This is a genomic window from Hymenobacter guriensis (genome assembly GCF_015773195.1).
Classification (GTDB): Bacteria; Bacteroidota; Bacteroidia; order Cytophagales; family Hymenobacteraceae; genus Hymenobacter; species Hymenobacter guriensis.
The window spans coordinates 276,594-292,351 of the sequence record NZ_JADWYK010000007.1; the positions used below are offsets into that span (position 1 = coordinate 276,594).

At 58.7% G+C, this 15,758-nt stretch carries 10 protein-coding genes; 4 read left to right on the forward strand and 6 right to left on the reverse strand.

Annotation, left to right across the window (positions count from 1 at the left end; translation table 11 throughout):
- Window positions 1-185: 185 nt before the first annotated feature.
- Window positions 186-1,709 carry a dienelactone hydrolase family protein gene (locus I5L79_RS13680; protein WP_196955614.1) on the reverse strand — a complete coding sequence of 508 codons (1,524 nt, stop codon included), beginning with the start codon at window positions 1,707-1,709 and terminating at the stop codon, window positions 186-188.
- 60 nt (window positions 1,710-1,769) lie between these two features.
- Window positions 1,770-3,425: a M1 family metallopeptidase gene (locus I5L79_RS13685; protein WP_196955615.1), complete on the reverse strand. Its 1,656-nt coding sequence runs from the start codon at window positions 3,423-3,425 to the stop codon at window positions 1,770-1,772.
- 180 nt (window positions 3,426-3,605) lie between these two features.
- Here I5L79_RS13685 and I5L79_RS13690 point away from each other — a divergent pair, with 180 nt between their 5' ends.
- From I5L79_RS13690 to I5L79_RS13700, 3 genes are all read left to right on the forward strand, one after another.
- A complete protein-coding gene (locus I5L79_RS13690; RefSeq protein ID WP_196955616.1) occupies window positions 3,606-5,558 on the forward strand; it encodes a sialate O-acetylesterase in 1,953 nt (650 codons plus the stop codon).
- A gap of 85 nt (window positions 5,559-5,643) precedes the next feature.
- Complete coding sequence (gene yedA, locus I5L79_RS13695) at window positions 5,644-6,600, forward strand: drug/metabolite exporter YedA (protein ID WP_196955617.1); 957 nt, start codon at window positions 5,644-5,646, stop codon at window positions 6,598-6,600.
- A 422-nt stretch (window positions 6,601-7,022) separates the two neighbouring features.
- A complete protein-coding gene (locus tag I5L79_RS13700) occupies window positions 7,023-7,412 on the forward strand; it encodes a group III truncated hemoglobin (protein WP_196955618.1) in 390 nt (129 codons plus the stop codon).
- A gap of 183 nt (window positions 7,413-7,595) precedes the next feature.
- Here the strand turns inward: I5L79_RS13700 and odhB are convergent, their stop codons facing one another.
- From odhB to I5L79_RS13715, 3 genes are all read right to left on the reverse strand, one after another.
- The gene (gene odhB, locus I5L79_RS13705; protein WP_196955619.1) at window positions 7,596-9,305 is read right to left on the reverse strand and encodes a 2-oxoglutarate dehydrogenase complex dihydrolipoyllysine-residue succinyltransferase; all 1,710 of its coding nucleotides are present in this window, start codon (window positions 9,303-9,305) and stop codon (window positions 7,596-7,598) included.
- A gap of 58 nt (window positions 9,306-9,363) precedes the next feature.
- Window positions 9,364-12,210 (reverse strand): 2-oxoglutarate dehydrogenase E1 component, encoded by a 2,847-nt coding sequence (locus I5L79_RS13710; RefSeq protein ID WP_196955620.1) that lies wholly within the window; start codon window positions 12,208-12,210, stop codon window positions 9,364-9,366.
- Between the two features lie 204 nt (window positions 12,211-12,414).
- Window positions 12,415-13,599 carry an SMP-30/gluconolactonase/LRE family protein gene (locus I5L79_RS13715; protein ID WP_196955621.1) on the reverse strand — a complete coding sequence of 395 codons (1,185 nt, stop codon included), beginning with the start codon at window positions 13,597-13,599 and terminating at the stop codon, window positions 12,415-12,417.
- Between the two features lie 424 nt (window positions 13,600-14,023).
- Here I5L79_RS13715 and I5L79_RS13720 point away from each other — a divergent pair, with 424 nt between their 5' ends.
- Complete coding sequence (locus tag I5L79_RS13720) at window positions 14,024-14,575, forward strand: RlpA-like double-psi beta-barrel domain-containing protein (protein WP_196955622.1); 552 nt, start codon at window positions 14,024-14,026, stop codon at window positions 14,573-14,575.
- Window positions 14,576-14,588: 13 nt separating this feature from the next.
- On the opposite strand, the gene I5L79_RS13725 is transcribed toward I5L79_RS13720, so the two are convergent.
- Window positions 14,589-15,596 carry a hypothetical protein gene (locus I5L79_RS13725; protein WP_231403084.1) on the reverse strand — a complete coding sequence of 336 codons (1,008 nt, stop codon included), beginning with the start codon at window positions 15,594-15,596 and terminating at the stop codon, window positions 14,589-14,591.
- Window positions 15,597-15,758: the final 162 nt, after the last annotated feature.

Sequence of the window (15,758 nt, forward strand, 5' to 3'; positions counted from 1 at the left end):
TTTCCCTCAGCCCTTATCCTGTTATGGCGAGGCGCAGCCGAAACAATCCGTCTGCTGCTGATAACAAACTCCATTTAACCAAAAAGCCCTAACGCCAGAGCAGACGTTAGGGCTTCAAATTAGAAGGCTCAGCCCATGTCAGCGGATTGATTGGTTCGCCTGTGCCTCGCCATGACACGTTTTCCTTAGCCGCCGAGGGCCTGCAGGCGCTGGCGGGCGTTGAGGTTGGCGGGGTTCAGCTCCAGGGAGCGGCGGTAGTGGGTAATGGCTGACTTGGGGTCCTTGCTGTTCTCGTCGGCTTCCCCCAGGGAGTCGAAGAGGTTGGCGTCGTTGGGGTACAGCTCCGTGCCCAGGGCGAAGATGGCCCTGGCGGCAGGCAGGTCGCGGGCCTCGCGCATAAGCTGGTAGCCCCAGGTATTCAGCGCACCTTCCGACAACGCAAATGTGGGCTCCTGCTGCTGCAGGCGGCGGTAGATTTCCAAAGCTTTATCGAAGCCTTCCCGGGCCAGGGCAGCCGCGAAGCCGGCCTGCGTAGGCACGGGGCCGGACCGGGCGGGCAGGTGGTAGAGGCGAGCCATATGGGCTGGCACACCGTTCTGCGTGGGCGTGCGGTCCAGAAACTGGCGGCCGGTGGCATCGCCTTTCAAGTTGGCATTGAGGAATTCGAGGGTGTAGCGGCAGGCCCAGTGGTAGGCTGCTTCTACCTCAGCGCGGGAATACTCCGTGAAGTGCTCCGCTCCGGCAAAGCGCAGGCCGATGGTCGAAAAGTCGCTGTGCTCCATCGGGTTCATCACCACGTGGTAGAGGTCTGCGTACTTGGCTTCATTCAGCAGGATGCCCGTCGTTTGCATCCCTTTGGCGCTAAGCTCGCGCACCGATTCGGAGCGGCGCTGCACGTACAGCCACGGTACGGTCAGGCGCACGCGGGACACGGGTTTGGTATCCTCCCAGGCTTTGGTACCATCAAAGCTCACGATGGCGCTTATGCGCGCGTCTTGGGTGGCCGCCAGCGCATTAGCCAAGCCACCCCAGCTCCAGCCGGCGGCCGCCACGTGTGCCATGTCGGCCTGGGGTAATGTGTGGGCGTAGGAAAGCAGGAACTGAATATCCCGCGCCTGGGTATCCAGCCCTTCGGCGTCGAAGTTCATGTCCTTCGTGCGCGTGCCCAGGCTGCGGCTGGCCAGCACCACGTAGCCCTGGCTGGCGAGGTATTCGCAAAAGTCGGCGACTTCGTGGGCAGTGCCGCCGCCACCGGCCGCATAAATCACCACCGGAAACTTACCAGCCGCCGCCGGGGCATTGCGCACGGCCCACATGCGCTGATCAAGGAGCTGTTGCGCCTGCTTCTGGCCGACCTGCGCGGCAGCCCACTGCAGCTTGTCAGCCAGGAAGGCGGCGGTTTCCGCATCGGTCCGGGTAAAGTTCTCGTCGGTGGCCTCCGTGCGCAGGTAATCGGCGTAGCGGATGGCAGTGCCGCCTTTCTGGGCCGGGTACCACACCAGGGTTTGCACGGGCCGGGCCAGTTCGCCGGTGGTTGTTTTCCCGGTTACGGCATCGGTACGGCCTTTATAGGCCCGGGCGTAATCGTACTGCTGCACCACACGGAAGCCAACGGTGTGCGGGCCGGGCTTAAGGTCGGCAAAGCCGGAAGCCGCCTGGGCCACGGAAGTGCAAAAGCACAGAACGAGCAGTAACGCAGTTTTTATCATGGGGAATTTGAATGAAGCGGCAATAATACAACCTCATCGGCCCTGCTGCCGCCTCATACGCTACTCTACCAGCACCCCGATGTAGTAGTTAAACGTGTCCACCTCGATGTTTTCTTTGGTGGCGCCGGCTATGGCGAATTTCTCCCACTTGGTTTTGGGGAAAATGCGCTGGTAGGTACCGCCCTTGGTGCGCACCTGAATAGGCATGTCGAATTCGGGCACATCGGCAAGCCAGCGTGCCAGCATCTGGCCTTCGTCAAATCTGATTTCCAGCGTTGGTATGGTCTTGTGGCGCAGATACTGGTCGAATACGGGCTTCAGGTAGCGGCCGGTGCCCCGGAAGTAGTCGACCACTTGTTCCGTGGTGACGGTTTGATGGTAGAACTGCTGGTTGAGGCCACGCAGCAGCTCGCGCCATTTGTCGTCATTGTCCAGCCCCACGCGTAGCATGTTTAGCAGGCTGGCGCCCTTGTCGTACATGTCGCCGGAGCCTTCCTTATTCACGCCGTAGGGGCCAATGATGGAGCCGTCGTTCTGGATGTTGCGGCGCTGGCCGTGGAGGTATTCCTGGCCTGCTTGTTTGCCGAACATGCTTTCCACAAACAACGACTCCGAGTAAGTGGTGAAGCTTTCGTGCACCCACATGTCGGCAATGTCCTTGCTCGTGATGTTGTTGCCGAACCACTCATGCCCGCTTTCGTGGATGACGATGAAGTCCCATTTCAGGCCCCAGCCGGTGTTGCTGCGGTCTTTGCCGAGGTAGCCGTTGAGGTATTTGTTGCCGTAGGCCACGGCGCTCTGGTGCTCCATACCGAGGTGGGGCGCATCTACCAGCTTGTAGCCATCTTCATAAAATGGATACGGTCCAAACCAGTACTCAAACGCCTTGAGCATGGCCGGCACGTTGGCGGCGAAGTGCTTTTTGGCTTTGGTCAGGTTTTCGGGCAGCACCCAATAGTCGAGCGTGAGCGGGCCTTTCTCCCCGGCGTAGGTACCCCCGTTGAAGTGCCGGTAGTCGCCCACGTTCAGGGCCACATCGTAGTTGTTAATGGGGTTGTTCACGAACCAGTCGTAGCGTGTGTAGCCGCCCTTCAGCTTCGTGACTTTGCGCAGGCGGCCATTCGACACGTCTTTGAGGCCCTTGGGCACCGAGATGCTGATGAGCATGGAGTCAACCTCGTCGGATTGGTGGTCTTTGGTGGGCCACCAGATGCTGGCGCCTACGCCCTGGCAGGCGGTGGCTACCCAGGGCTTACCGGCGGCATCCTGCGTGAACACGAAGCCCCCATCCCAAGGTGCTTTCTTGGCCACAACGGGCTGGCCGGAGTAAAACACCGTGAACTGGTCGCGGGTGCCCTGGCGGATGGGCTGCGGGAACGTCACGAACACCGCATTGGCCTCCCGCGTGAACGGCACCGATTTGCCCTGGTACTCCACCTTGTCTACCGAGAGGTTGGCAAACAAATCAAACTGCAGCCGCGTGAAGTCCTGGGTAGCCGTGAAGCGGAACAGGTTGGATCCGCTCAGGAAGCGCTTATCCACATCCAGCTTCACATCAAGGTGATAATAGTTGAGGTCATAGCAGGTGCGCAGGGGCGTAAGCTGCCCGCGCAGGGAATCGGCGCGGGTGAAGCCGGCTTTGGGCTGCAGCAGCTGGGCCGTAGCGGCCTGGGTTAAACTCAACAGCGCGGCGAACAGCAGTATACGTCGGAGCATAGAACAAGCGGAGAGAAGGAAGAGCAGCCAAGATACTGCGCCCGGAACAGACGCCTGCTTCGGGGCCTCGTTGCGCGGCTGGCTGAGCGGCATTTCGGGCTATTTCTGCTTACTATTGGCTGTGCAAACGTTTGTTCACGTCTGAAAGCCCGGTTCTCGATGCTTCGTTTCCCGCTATTGTTGCTTGGTTTTGGTGTCGTAAGCTCTGCCGCGCAGGCTGCCGTGCGGCTGCCCCGGCTGGTGGGCTCCCACATGGTACTGCAGCGCGACACCCGGCTGCCGCTCTGGGGCTGGGCCGCGCCGGGCGAGAAAGTCAGCCTCACGTTCCAGGGCAAAACCTACGCTGCCCAGCCCGATGCCACTGGCAAATGGACGCTCACGCTGCCCGCCATGCCCGCCGGTGGCCCCTATACCATGTCCATCAAAGGCAGCAACACCCTGGAGCTGATCGATATCCTGGTGGGCGACGTGTGGCTGGCCTCGGGGCAGTCGAACATGGAGTGGCCCCTGCGCGACGCCGACAACGGCCCCCGGGAAATTGCCGCCGCTGCCTTCCCGCAGATTCGGCTGATTGACGTGCCCAACGTAATGGCCTCGCGCCCCCAAGCCGAGTTTGGCGGGGCCGGCTGGCAGGTGTGCAGCCCGGCTACGGCCGGCAGCTTCTCGGCCGTAGCCTACTTTTTTGCCCGCGACCTGCAGCAGCGCTACCACGTGCCCATCGGCCTGATTACGGCCGAGTGGGGCGGTACCCCAGCCGAGTCGTGGACCAGTGCAGAGGCCCTAAAGGCCTTGCCCGAGTTTACGCCAGTTGTGGAGGAGCTACGCAGCAACCCGCGCGACATCAGCCATCAGGTAGCCGACTTTGAAGCGCAGATGGCTGCCTGGCGCCGCAGCCCGGCTGGTCAGGACCAGGGCCACCGCCCCGGCGCCCAAGCTTGGTTTGAAGTTAACTACGCGGCGGCCAATTGGCCAACCATGCCGCTGCCCGGCGTTTGGGAAGCTACCCCGGGCCTGCAAAATTTTGATGGAGTGATATGGTTTCGCAAGGAAGTAACCCTCACCGCCGAGGAAGCCAACCAGCCCGCCCAGCTTAGCCTGGCCCAGATAGACGACAACGACTCCACCTGGTTCAACGGGACCTTCATCGGACGCACCAACGGCTACAACGAGCCCCGCCGCTACACCGTGCCGGCGGCGTTGGTAAAGCCCGGTCGCAACGTAGTGACGGTGCGCGTGGTAGACAACGGTGGGGGTGGAGGCATCTGGGGCGAGGCCCGGGATATGACTCTGACCACCGGCCCCCGCGCGGTACCGCTGGCTGGCAATTGGGCGTACCAGATAGCGTATGACCGGCAAACCACCCCGCGCAACCCGTTTCCGGCCGGGGCCCAGAACAGCCCCACGGTGCTCTATAATGCCATGATTGCGCCGTTGCTACCCTATGCCATCAAAGGCGCCATCTGGTACCAGGGCGAAAGCAACGCCGGCCGGGCCGAGCAGTACCGTTCTTTGTTTCCAACCCTGATCCGGGACTGGCGGCAGCGCTGGGGCCAGGGCGACTTTCCGTTCCTGTTCGTGCAGCTGGCCAACTTCATGGCCGATGAGCCCCAGCCCGCCGACTACGAGTGGGCCGAGCTACGCGAGGCCCAGGCCCGCACCCTCAGCTTGCCCCGCACCGGCATGGCCACCGCCATCGACATTGGCAACCCGGCCGATATCCACCCCCGCAACAAGCAGGAAGTGGGCCGCCGCCTGGCGCTGGCTGCCCGGCAGGTAGCCTACGGGGACAAGCAGGTAGTAGCCTCCGGCCCAACGTTTGAGAAAATGCAGGTGCAGGGCCAGGAAGTGCGTATCACCTTCAAAAATACCGGCAGCGGGCTCGAGCTGAAAGACGCTGGCGGCACCACGCTCAAAAGCTTCGCCATTGCTGGAGCCGACCGCAAATTCGTGTGGGCCCAGGGCCGGCTGGAAGGCAATACTCTGGTGCTTTCGAGCCCGCAGGTGCCCGCGCCGGTGGCTGTGCGCTACGCCTGGAGCAACAATCCGTTCCCTAATCTGTACAACAAGGAAGGCCTGCCCGCTCCGCCCTTCCGCACCGACGACTGGCCCGGCCTTACCACTGGCTGGAAATAAGCTGCCGGGCGCAGCTTCGCAGGATTCCGGCGCAACCCGCCCGGGTTTTCCGGTGTAGGTTTGCCCTGTACTTTGCTTTTCCCGTATGCCTCGCCCTTCCCGCGCTTCGCTGCTGCTGGCTTTTGCCGCTCTGTATATCATCTGGGGCTCCACCTACCTGGGCATCCGCTTTGCCATCGACTCCATTCCGCCTCTGCTAATGGCTGGTACGCGCTACGCGCTGGCCGGGGCGCTGCTCTATGGATTTATGCGCTGGCGCGGGGAGCCAGCCCCCACGCTGCGGGGCTGGGGTACGGCGCTTCTTATTGGCATCTGCCTGCTGGCGTTCGGCAACGGGGGCGTGACGGTGGGTGAGCAGTACATTCCCTCGGGGCTGGCGGCGCTGCTGGTAGCCACGGTCCCCATGTTTCTGGCGCTGCTGGGCTGGCTGAGCGGCGTCTCGGCGCGGCCTACGCTGTGGGTATCAATAGGGCTGGCAATTGGCATGGTGGGCGTATATCTGCTGGCACGCACCCCGGGCGCGGCCCACGTAGCTATTCCGGGCCACGAAATCATTGGTATCGTGTGCGTGCTCACGGCGGCCCTGGTGTGGGCTATTGGCTCACTCTACTCCAAGAAAAAGCAGCCGGCTTCGTCCCCATTCGTATCGGGTGGGATGCAGATGCTGTGCGGCGGGCTGGTGATGATAGTAGTGGGCTTACTGCGCGGCGAGGCAGCCGGCTTCAGCATAGCTGCCGTTACTACCAAATCGTGGCTGGCGTATGCTTACCTGGTTACGTTTGGGAGCATCGTGGCTTTTACCGCCTACATCTGGCTGCTGCGGCACGTGGAGCCAGCTCTGGCGGGCACGTATGCTTTCGTGAACCCGGTAGTAGCGGTGCTGCTGGGGTGGGCCTTTGCCGGCGAAACGCTCAATGCCCAGATGCTCGGTGGGGCTGCTCTCATTGTAGTGGCCGTGGTACTGGTAGTGCTGGGCGGCCGCCGGGCGCCGGAAGCACCAACTTCAGAATCTTCGTCGGAAACGGTTGCTTCTAAAGCCTAGCTTCGTGTAGGGCGCTACCCTGAGGATCGGCTGTCTGCGTTGCCGCTAGCTACTGCTGATAGGCCTTTCTTTAAACCAGCCAAAGGTTGACGGGAGCCAATGTTAGCGCGCTGCATCATCCCAATCAGCCGCAATAGAAAGAGGGGGTGATGGAGGCAATGTATTTATATAACCTATAGCCCAAGTGTACCGTAAGCGGCTCTACTTTTCAGGAAGCAAGCAAGTAAGCCTGCTGAGAAGCAAATAGATACTAGGGCCGTCAAGAGCGATGCTTGTGTAGCAGCCCGCAAACTTATGCGAAGCCTCTGCATTGCGCATAGTAAAAACTTGTCGTAAAAAAATACCAGCTTCAATAGCGAATAAATTGAAACTTGCGTAAATTCGCTACGTATTCTGGCATCCACCCGTTCTTCGCTGTGCTTATGCAAACGTCTACTACCCTCCCCGACATCCAGACTGAAGGCGACATCAAAAAACTGGTAGACACGCTTTGCCATAAAACCAACAACGATACGCTGTTGGGCCCCAGCTTTGGGGCTGCGTCCCGCATTCACTGGCCGTATTTTCTCACCTCGCAGTACCGCTACTGGAGTACCACGTTGCTGGGCCGCAAGGAAGTAGAAGGTGCGCCGTTGCCCGAGCAGGTAGTGCTTCCGCAGGGCGGCCACCACGTCAATCATTGGCTGAAGCTGTTTTCCTCTACCGTGGAAGAGTATTTCTCCGGTTCCAAAGCCGAAGAAGCTAAGCTGTTGGCCCGTCAACTAGCCACTCGGCTTAGTGCCTCCCGTCTGCGCGAGCTGCCGGTTGATTAACCGTTTTACCCACCCAGGTACATTTCCGCTCCCACCCAACTCCACCACCCCGAAAAGAAAACGCCCCGTCATGCGGGGCGTTTTTTTGTTTCTGCCGGTTGATGAGTGACTGACTTAGCATCATGAAAAAGCCCCTTGCCGGACGCTCTTTCCGGCAAGGGGCTTTTGCTTTTGTGCTTTAGGCTACACGCCCAGCAACAGGCGAGTTGGGTCTTCGAGCAGTTCCTTCACGCGCACCAGGAACGATACCGACTCGCGGCCGTCGATGATGCGGTGGTCGTAGCTCAGCGCCAAGTACATCATCGGGCGAATCACCACCTGGCCGTTTTCGGCAATGGGCCGCTGCACAATGTTGTGCATGCCCAGGATGGCTGACTGCGGCGCATTGATGATCGGAGTGCTCATCATGGAGCCGAACACGCCGCCATTGGTGATGGTGAACGTGCCGCCGGTCATCTGCTCAATGGTGAGCTTATTGTCGCGGGCCAGGCCGGCGAGGCGCTGAATTTCCTTTTCAATGCCATCAAACGACAGCTCCTCGGCATTGCGGATAACCGGCACCACCAAGCCTTTCGGGGCCGATACGGCAATGCTAATGTCGCAGAAGTCGTTGTAAATGATGTCGGTGCCATCAATCTGGGCATTCACGGCAGGCCACTCCTTCAGGGCCACGCACACAGCTTTGGTGAAGAACGACATGAAGCCGAGACCCACGCTGTGCTTCTCCTTGAACTTGTCCTTGAACTTGTTACGCAGGTCCATGATGGGCTGCATGTTCACCTCATTGAAGGTGGTGAGCATGGCCGTCTCATTTTTTACGGCTACCAAGCGGCGCGAAACAGTTTTGCGCAGGTTGCTCATCCGCTCCCGGCGTTGTACTCTGTTGCCAGTTGCTGGTTGTGGGCTGGCAGCGGCCGGAGCGGCAGACGGAGCAGCGGGGGCTGCCGCCTGCGGAGCTGGAGCGGCCGGTTTGGCCTGGGCGTTCTGGGCGTCCTCCTTGGTAATACGCCCGTCCCGGCCCGAGCCCTGCACATCGGCCGGGCTGATGCCTTTTTCCCCGAGAATCTTGCCGGCCGCCGGTGAAGGTGTACCCGTAGCGTAAGAGCTAACAGCGGCGGGCTGCGGGCTGTTTGCCACTGCGGGAGCAGCTGCAGATGCCGCCGGGGCAGCCGGTGCTGAAGCTGCGGCCGGAGTTCCGCTACCGCCTTCAATGCGGGCAATAACGGCGCCGATACCAATCGTTTCGCCTTCCTTGGCAGCGTGGCGCAGGGTGCCGGTGCCTTCGGCCGGCAACTCAAACGTGGCCTTATCCGATTCGAGTTCGGCAATGATTTCGTCGCGCTGTACCTGGGCGCCGTCTTCCTTCAGCCACTTGGCCACCGTCACCTCCGTAATGGACTCGCCCACCGCCGGAATCTTCATTTCCACGGCTGCGTTTTCGGTGCCAACTGGCGCCGCAGGTGCCGCGGCCGTGGGTGTGTTGGCCGAGCCAGCCTGAGAGCCGCCGTAGCCGCTTTGGTTGCTGGCCTGGGGATTCTGTTCGCCCTGCGTTACGGGGTCAGCGGCGCCGCTTTCTTTCTGGCCGGGTGCCGTTGCACTGTTCTGTGGCGTAGTTAGGGTGGCACTGGCGGCCGGAGCTACGGGCGCAGCAGAAGCACTGTCGCCGTTGATATCCGCAATAACGGTTCCGATACCAATGGTTTCGCCCTCGGCTACGCGGATTTTCAATACGCCATCGGCTTCAGCGGGCAGTTCAAACGTGGCTTTGTCGGATTCCAGCTCAGCAATTACTTCGTCGCGCTTTACCGTGGCGCCGTCCTGCTTAAGCCACTTGGCAATGGTAACCTCGGTGATGGACTCACCAACAGCGGGGATTTTAATTTCCAGACCCATAAGGCGGGAGAGTTGAGAGGGTTTCGGTGGGATATTATTGCTAACAGCTACAGGCAGGCTAGTCGGTTTTCTTGGCCATTTCAGCCGTGGCTTTGATGTTCTCGGCATCTACCTCGGCGGTAGTAATTCCGAAAGCGCGCCCTATCAGGTCTTTCTGCTCTTTCACGTGCACTTTGTTGTAGCCGGTAGCGGGCGAGGCCGAGGCTTTGCGGGCCACTACGTCTTCCAGCTCGCGGCGCATAAAGCGTAGCAGGTAGTTCCAGTAGCCCATATTCTCGGGCTCTTCCTGAACCCAGTACACCTTGGCTTTCGGGTACTTGGCAAGCTCAGCATCCAGCTGCTTCTTGGGGAAGGGGTGCAGCTGCTCCAGGCGCACAATAGCCACATCGGTACGGGCCGACTTCTGCTGCTCTTCCAGCAAATCAAAGTACACTTTGCCCGAACACAGCAGTACGCGCTTCACTTTCTTATCCTCGGCGTACACGTCGCCCAGTACTTCCCGGAACGAGCCGGAGGTGAATTCCTCTACCGGCGACACGCACAGCGGGTGGCGCAGCATGGATTTGGGCGACATTACTACCAGCGGCTTGCGGAACTCCCAGGTCAGCTGCCGGCGCAGAGCGTGGAAGAAGTTGGCCGGCGTGGTCATGTTAGCCACGATGATGTTGTTCTCGGCTGCCAGCTGCAGGAACCGTTCAGGGCGGGCATTGGAGTGCTCCGGGCCCTGGCCTTCGTAGCCGTGAGGCAGCAGCATCACAAGGCCGTTCATCCGCTGCCACTTGCTTTCCGACGACACGATGAACTGGTCAATCATGGTCTGGGCGCCGTTGGCAAAGTCGCCGAACTGCGCTTCCCAGATTACCAGGGCCGTGGGGTTGGCCATGGCATAGCCGAATTCAAAGCCCAGCACCGCGTACTCGCTCAGCAGCGAGTTGTAGATGTTCAGCTTTTCCTGGCCTTCCTCGATGTAGTTGAGCGAGTTGTAGGGCGCCGACGTTTCGGCGTCGTGTAGCACGGCATGCCGGTGCGAGAACGTGCCGCGCTGCACATCCTGCCCGCTCAGGCGCACAATGTGCTTTTCGGCCAGCAACGAGCCATAAGCCAGCAGTTCGCCGGCGGCCCAGTTCAGCACGCGCGTTTCGAAGAACATCTTCTTGCGCTCCTCCATCAGCTTTTCGATCTGCTTGAGGGGGCGGAAGCCTTCGGGCAGCGTGGTCAGGGCCTTGCCTACTTTGGCTACCACTTCCTCACTGATGCCGGTTTGCGGCGACTGGTCAAAGTCCACGGGCTTGCTGCGACGCAGGCTGCGCCACTCGTTTTCCAGGGCCTGGTAGTTATAGGGCAGGGGCTTCTGCTTCACCATGTCCAGGCGGGCCTGCAGCGTGTCGCGGAACTCCTTGTCCATCTGCGCCGCCAGTTGGGCATCCACGTCGCCGCGGGCTACCAGGGCCGCGTTGTACACCTCGCGCGGGTTCTGGTGCTTGCTGATGAGGTTGTAGAGCGTGGGCTGGGTGAACTTGGGCTCGTCGGACTCGTTGTGGCCGTGGCGGCGGTAGCACACCATATCAATAAAGATATCGGCGTTGAACTGCTGCCGGTACTCGGTAGCCAGCTGCACGGCAAACACCACCGCTTCGGGGTCGTCGCCGTTCACGTGCAGCACCGGTGCGTCGATAATCTTGGCCAGGTCGGTGCTGTAAATGGAGGAGCGGGCGTCTTCAAAATCAGTAGTAAAGCCTACCTGGTTGTTGATAACGAAGTGCACGGTTCCGCCGGTTTTGTAGCCTTCCAACTGCGACATCTGCGTTACCTCGTACCCAATGCCTTGCCCAGCCACCGCCGCGTCGCCATGAATCAGGATGGGCAGCACCTTATTGTAGTCGTTGCCGTAGCCGTGGTCGAGCTTGGCACGCACGAAGCCTTCCACCACCGGGTTGACTGCCTCCAAGTGCGAGGGGTTGGGCGCCAGCTTCAGGTTCACGGTGCGGCCCCCGGCATCCACCTGGCTGCTGTAGCCCATGTGGTATTTCACGTCGCCGTCGCCCATAGTCAAATCCGGTACGGCTGTTCCCTCGAATTCCGAGAAGATCTGCTCGTAGGTTTTGCCCATAATATTGGCCAGCACGTTCAGGCGGCCACGGTGGGCCATGCCAATCATCACTTCCTCCACGCCCAGCTCAGCGCCTTTGCGGATGATGGCATCGAGGGCGGGAATAGTGGTTTCGCCGCCTTCCAGCGAGAAGCGCTTCTGCCCGAGAAACTTGGTGTGCAGGAAGTTTTCGAACACCACTGCCTCATTCAACTTGCTCAGAATACGCTTTTTATATTCTACGCCGGGGTTGAAGCTGAGGGAGTCCTTTTCCACTTTCTCCCGGAACCAGTCGAGCACCCGCGGGTCGCGGATATACATGTACTCGAAGCCGATAGTGCGGGTGTAAATCTTATCCAGCGCCGCCACAATGTCGCGCAGCTTGGCACTGGTACCGAGCCCCAGCACTTCTCCATTCCGGAAAGTCGTATCCAAGTCAGCATCGCTCAGGCCGAAGTCGGTGATGCTCAGGCGGGCTTTACGGTCTTTGCGCGGGCGCACCGGGTTGGTGCAGGCTACCAGGTGGCCACGGCTGCGGTAAGCATGAATCAAGTTGCGCACCTGCGTTTCCTTGTCGGCCGAAACGGTATCAACGGCTCGAATGGTGCCTGCCTGGTTGGTGCTGGCATTTGTAGACAGCACGCCTTCCCCATCAGCCTGAGGCAAACCACCCTCTGGGTACTGCTGGGCAAAGTCGAAGCCTTCGAAGAATTTCTGCCAGCTTACATCCACCGATTGCGGATCGGCTTTGTAGGCCTGATAAAGCTGGTCAAGGTATTCGCCATGAGCATTGGCGATATAAGAGTATGCGTCCATGCGGTGGGAACTGGTGGTGTCAGCGTAAAGGTAAACAGCTTGTCAATAAAGCCGAAACTTATATGCGCATACGCAAATAAGCCTTGTAATCAACGCAATGTTTTGTGCAGATGGCGGAGTTCAGGTAAGAACGACCAATCTATCAAATAAACCGAAAAGCAACCCCTTTAAGTAGGAACGGCTTTTGGCTGGTAGAAGGTTATGCTATTTCCGTAAACTCATCTTAAAAATGTGATAAGGCTGGTCTTGTTTGCCGATGCCTTTGTTCCAGGTAGGCGTTTTGTGGATAGCGGAATTAGTCACGTACAATGTGCCGCCATCAGCAGAAAAAGCAAACGTATCCGGCCACTCCAGGCGAGGATCCTGCACTACCAACTCAATTTTGCCAGTTGGCGTGCGTCGCTTAATAGAGTGGTCTTCGAAGGTTGTCATGTACAGATTATTCTGCGCGTCAATCTCCATTCCATCGCAGGCGGGCACCTTGCCTAAGTCTTCTATCTGCTGAGTCAGCTGGGCGTCCGACAGAGCCGGGTCGCGGAGGGCCGCCGTCTTGATGCGAAACAGCGTGTAGCTCGTGAGTGGCTTCCAGTAGAGGTACTGCATATCTTGGCTCAGAGCAATACCATCGGCATTGAAGCGGGCCCGCTTGCCGGTAGCATCAATCAGTTCCTGCCCGTCGGCTTTGATGTTGAGCGTGGTGTCGCCCTGAGTAGAGGGGTGCAGAGCCAGCAACCGCCGCGCTTTGCCCGATTTCAGGTCGACGACCACTAGGCTGCCGATACCCGACTCAGTAATGTAGGCGTAGCTGTTCTGGGTGTCGATGCGCACGTCATTCAGGTAAGATTTACGCGGAGCCACGCTCTCAGGAAAGCTGATATTCTGCACAACCTTATTGGTTGCGGGGTCAATCTTAACCAGCTTGGGGCCGCCGGGCACGGTACCCTTCAGGCCGGGTGAGGCCGGGTCGAGCACCCAGAGCATTCCGGTTTTATCGGCGTACACGCTCTGCGGGCAAATCCAGTGCTTCTGAGGCTCGTTGCGGGTAGTCTCATTCCAGGTACACCAGTTAGCATCGGGGTAGCCTTGTACGGAGCCATCGGGCTTAATTTCGGCTACCGGGTTTACGGGGTTATTATCCCAGCGCGGAAAGTCTCCGAACACGCGCCCATCAGGCAGCACGGCTACGCCCACGATCTGCGGCTCCCGGAACCTGGCCACAATCTGTAGCGGCGAGTCAGCGGGAGCAGCCACCGACGTTTCAGTTGAAGCGGCCGGGGTGGTAGTCTTGTCGTTCTCAGGAGAAGAAGTGGAAGGAGATGAGCAAGCGGCCAGCATCAGAAACAAGCCAGCAGGACCCAGTGACCGGGAAAGCGAGTTGGTGAAAGTCATAAATGAATGGCTAAGAGAACAGGAAAAGCTTTGGGTAGAAGAAACCAGTTACTTTCCTACGCACTACCTGTTCCCGTGTTCTGCTTAGGTTGTTTGCTAGTGCCCTCTGCAGCTAATAAAGGTGTAAAATAATGATTGTTGAATATCTATTAAATTGTACTTTTTTATTCTTAATCAGCCTGACAACAAAGCGAGCTACAATTATTAGAACTCCTCTGGCTCTCTATAACGGTGATTATTAATAGAAAATTGGCTAATTTTAGAATTTATCCTTTTGTCTATATGACTTCATTTGGATGAAGTAACCTCTTTGTAACCTTTTGTCTTCATACGCTGTAGGGTGTTTCTCAAATGCCGCGTCCGGCCAAATTGGACGAAGCTTATACTCCCGGGCTTTAATCGGGAGTCCACCAGCTTAACCGTCATGTCTATAGCCCTATTTCTGCTGAACCTCCTTTTCTCTCCCCAAACGCCCCCGATTCCCCCTGTACCGGCCCATCCGGTTGTGTTCACCGTGGTTGCTCCCCCCGAACTGGAGCCTCGTCCCATCACGGTTCCATCCACTTCCCTAGCTAGTTTGCCCCAGCGCCTGCCGCACTATACCGTCACAGCTACGGTGTACACCCCGGAGGTAGAGCAAACTGATGACGAGCCGTTCGTAACGGCCGACAACTCCCGTATTCCGCAAAACCATTCCAGCAAAACCCGTTGGATAGCCTTGTCGCGCGACTTGCTACAGCGCTGGGGCGGCCCCCTAGACTATGGCGACGCGGTCCGCATTAGCGGTATTTCCCCTCAGCTCGATGGTGTCTATACGGTGCACGATACCATGAACCGCCGCCACCGCCATTGCATCGACCTGCTTATGAACGAGCAAGAAATCCGCGGCCGTATGGATGACCTGGATTTTGGCCGCTGGGAAAAAGTGCGCATCACCAAAGTAGCCGCCCCAGTCCCCGAATGGAGCGAAGGCTAAAGCCAGTTGCATATTAGGTTGGCTCTGGGTACGAGACTATCGTGCGTGGCATTCCTTCCTCATCATATAGAAAGCTAAGGGGTTGCGCCGGATTACGCATGATTTCCGGCAGTTCCAGACGCCAGCGCTTCCACATTTCCTGCAAGGATTGGGCATAGCCCGAGTTTTCCCAAGGGTTGAATATTTCCCGGGTTACGTCATCAATCAGGGTATCATACACCAACTGCTGGTCACCGGGCTTCACCGGCCGCACGTAGTAGTCAGGTACCACATTAAACAGATAGGCCGCATAGTACACGCGGGCCTTAAACTCGGCTACCTGCACCGGATGCAGCGCCTTGCCCTGCACATCTTCATACACGCGCCGCATGGCCTGCCGGATGATGCCATTGTCAAGCAGGCAGGCTACCAGCACCACATTATCAAGCTTGATGCTGAACATCATCGTGCTCAGGTCATCGTCGTACTCAAAAGGGATGGTGTCTTCAGCTGGGTCAACTTCCAAGATGAAAACGGATGCCGGGGTGAAATCCTCGAACACAATAGGCACCCGCAATGCCTGGAACACTTGGTAAAAGGACTGCAGCTTCCCCAGCATCTGCCCGTTTTCCGACAGCGGGTACTGTGGCTTTATAAGTGGGTCAAGCTCCGTGAGCAGCTCCGTGAGCAGAATACCATAGAACATCTTGCCAAGCCATAGGAATAGCTGCTGTTCATTCATCTGCTGCCACGCAGTCAGGCCACCGTTGGCTACCTCGGCCATATGAGCCTCTAACGGCTCCACCGCCTGGAGGCGACATTGCGGGCAGCATGGGATTCGTAATTCTTCGTACGCTACCACGCTTTGGTCAAGCAGGCGCATCTGCCGTTTGCTTAGCTGATATCGGTCAAGCAGCCAGGGAGCCAGCACTGGCACTGTATCCTGCGGCGCCTGGGCTGGCGCTCCGCACAAAAAGCACGAGTTCGTGCTGAAGCGCATCCCATCAAATGGGTCGTATAAAGCAAGGTCAGAAGGAGGCATGAATGCAGTAATAAGCGGAACTACAAAGATACTGTCTGCTGTTTCATCCAGCTGTCTAACTCAGGGCTCAGAAAATTCTGAAGTTTTTTTGTGTCAGGCTTGCAAAAGGGGAGAAGGTGTTGTTACCTTTGCAGCCCGCTTCAACCGGAAGGGGGAGTTGCT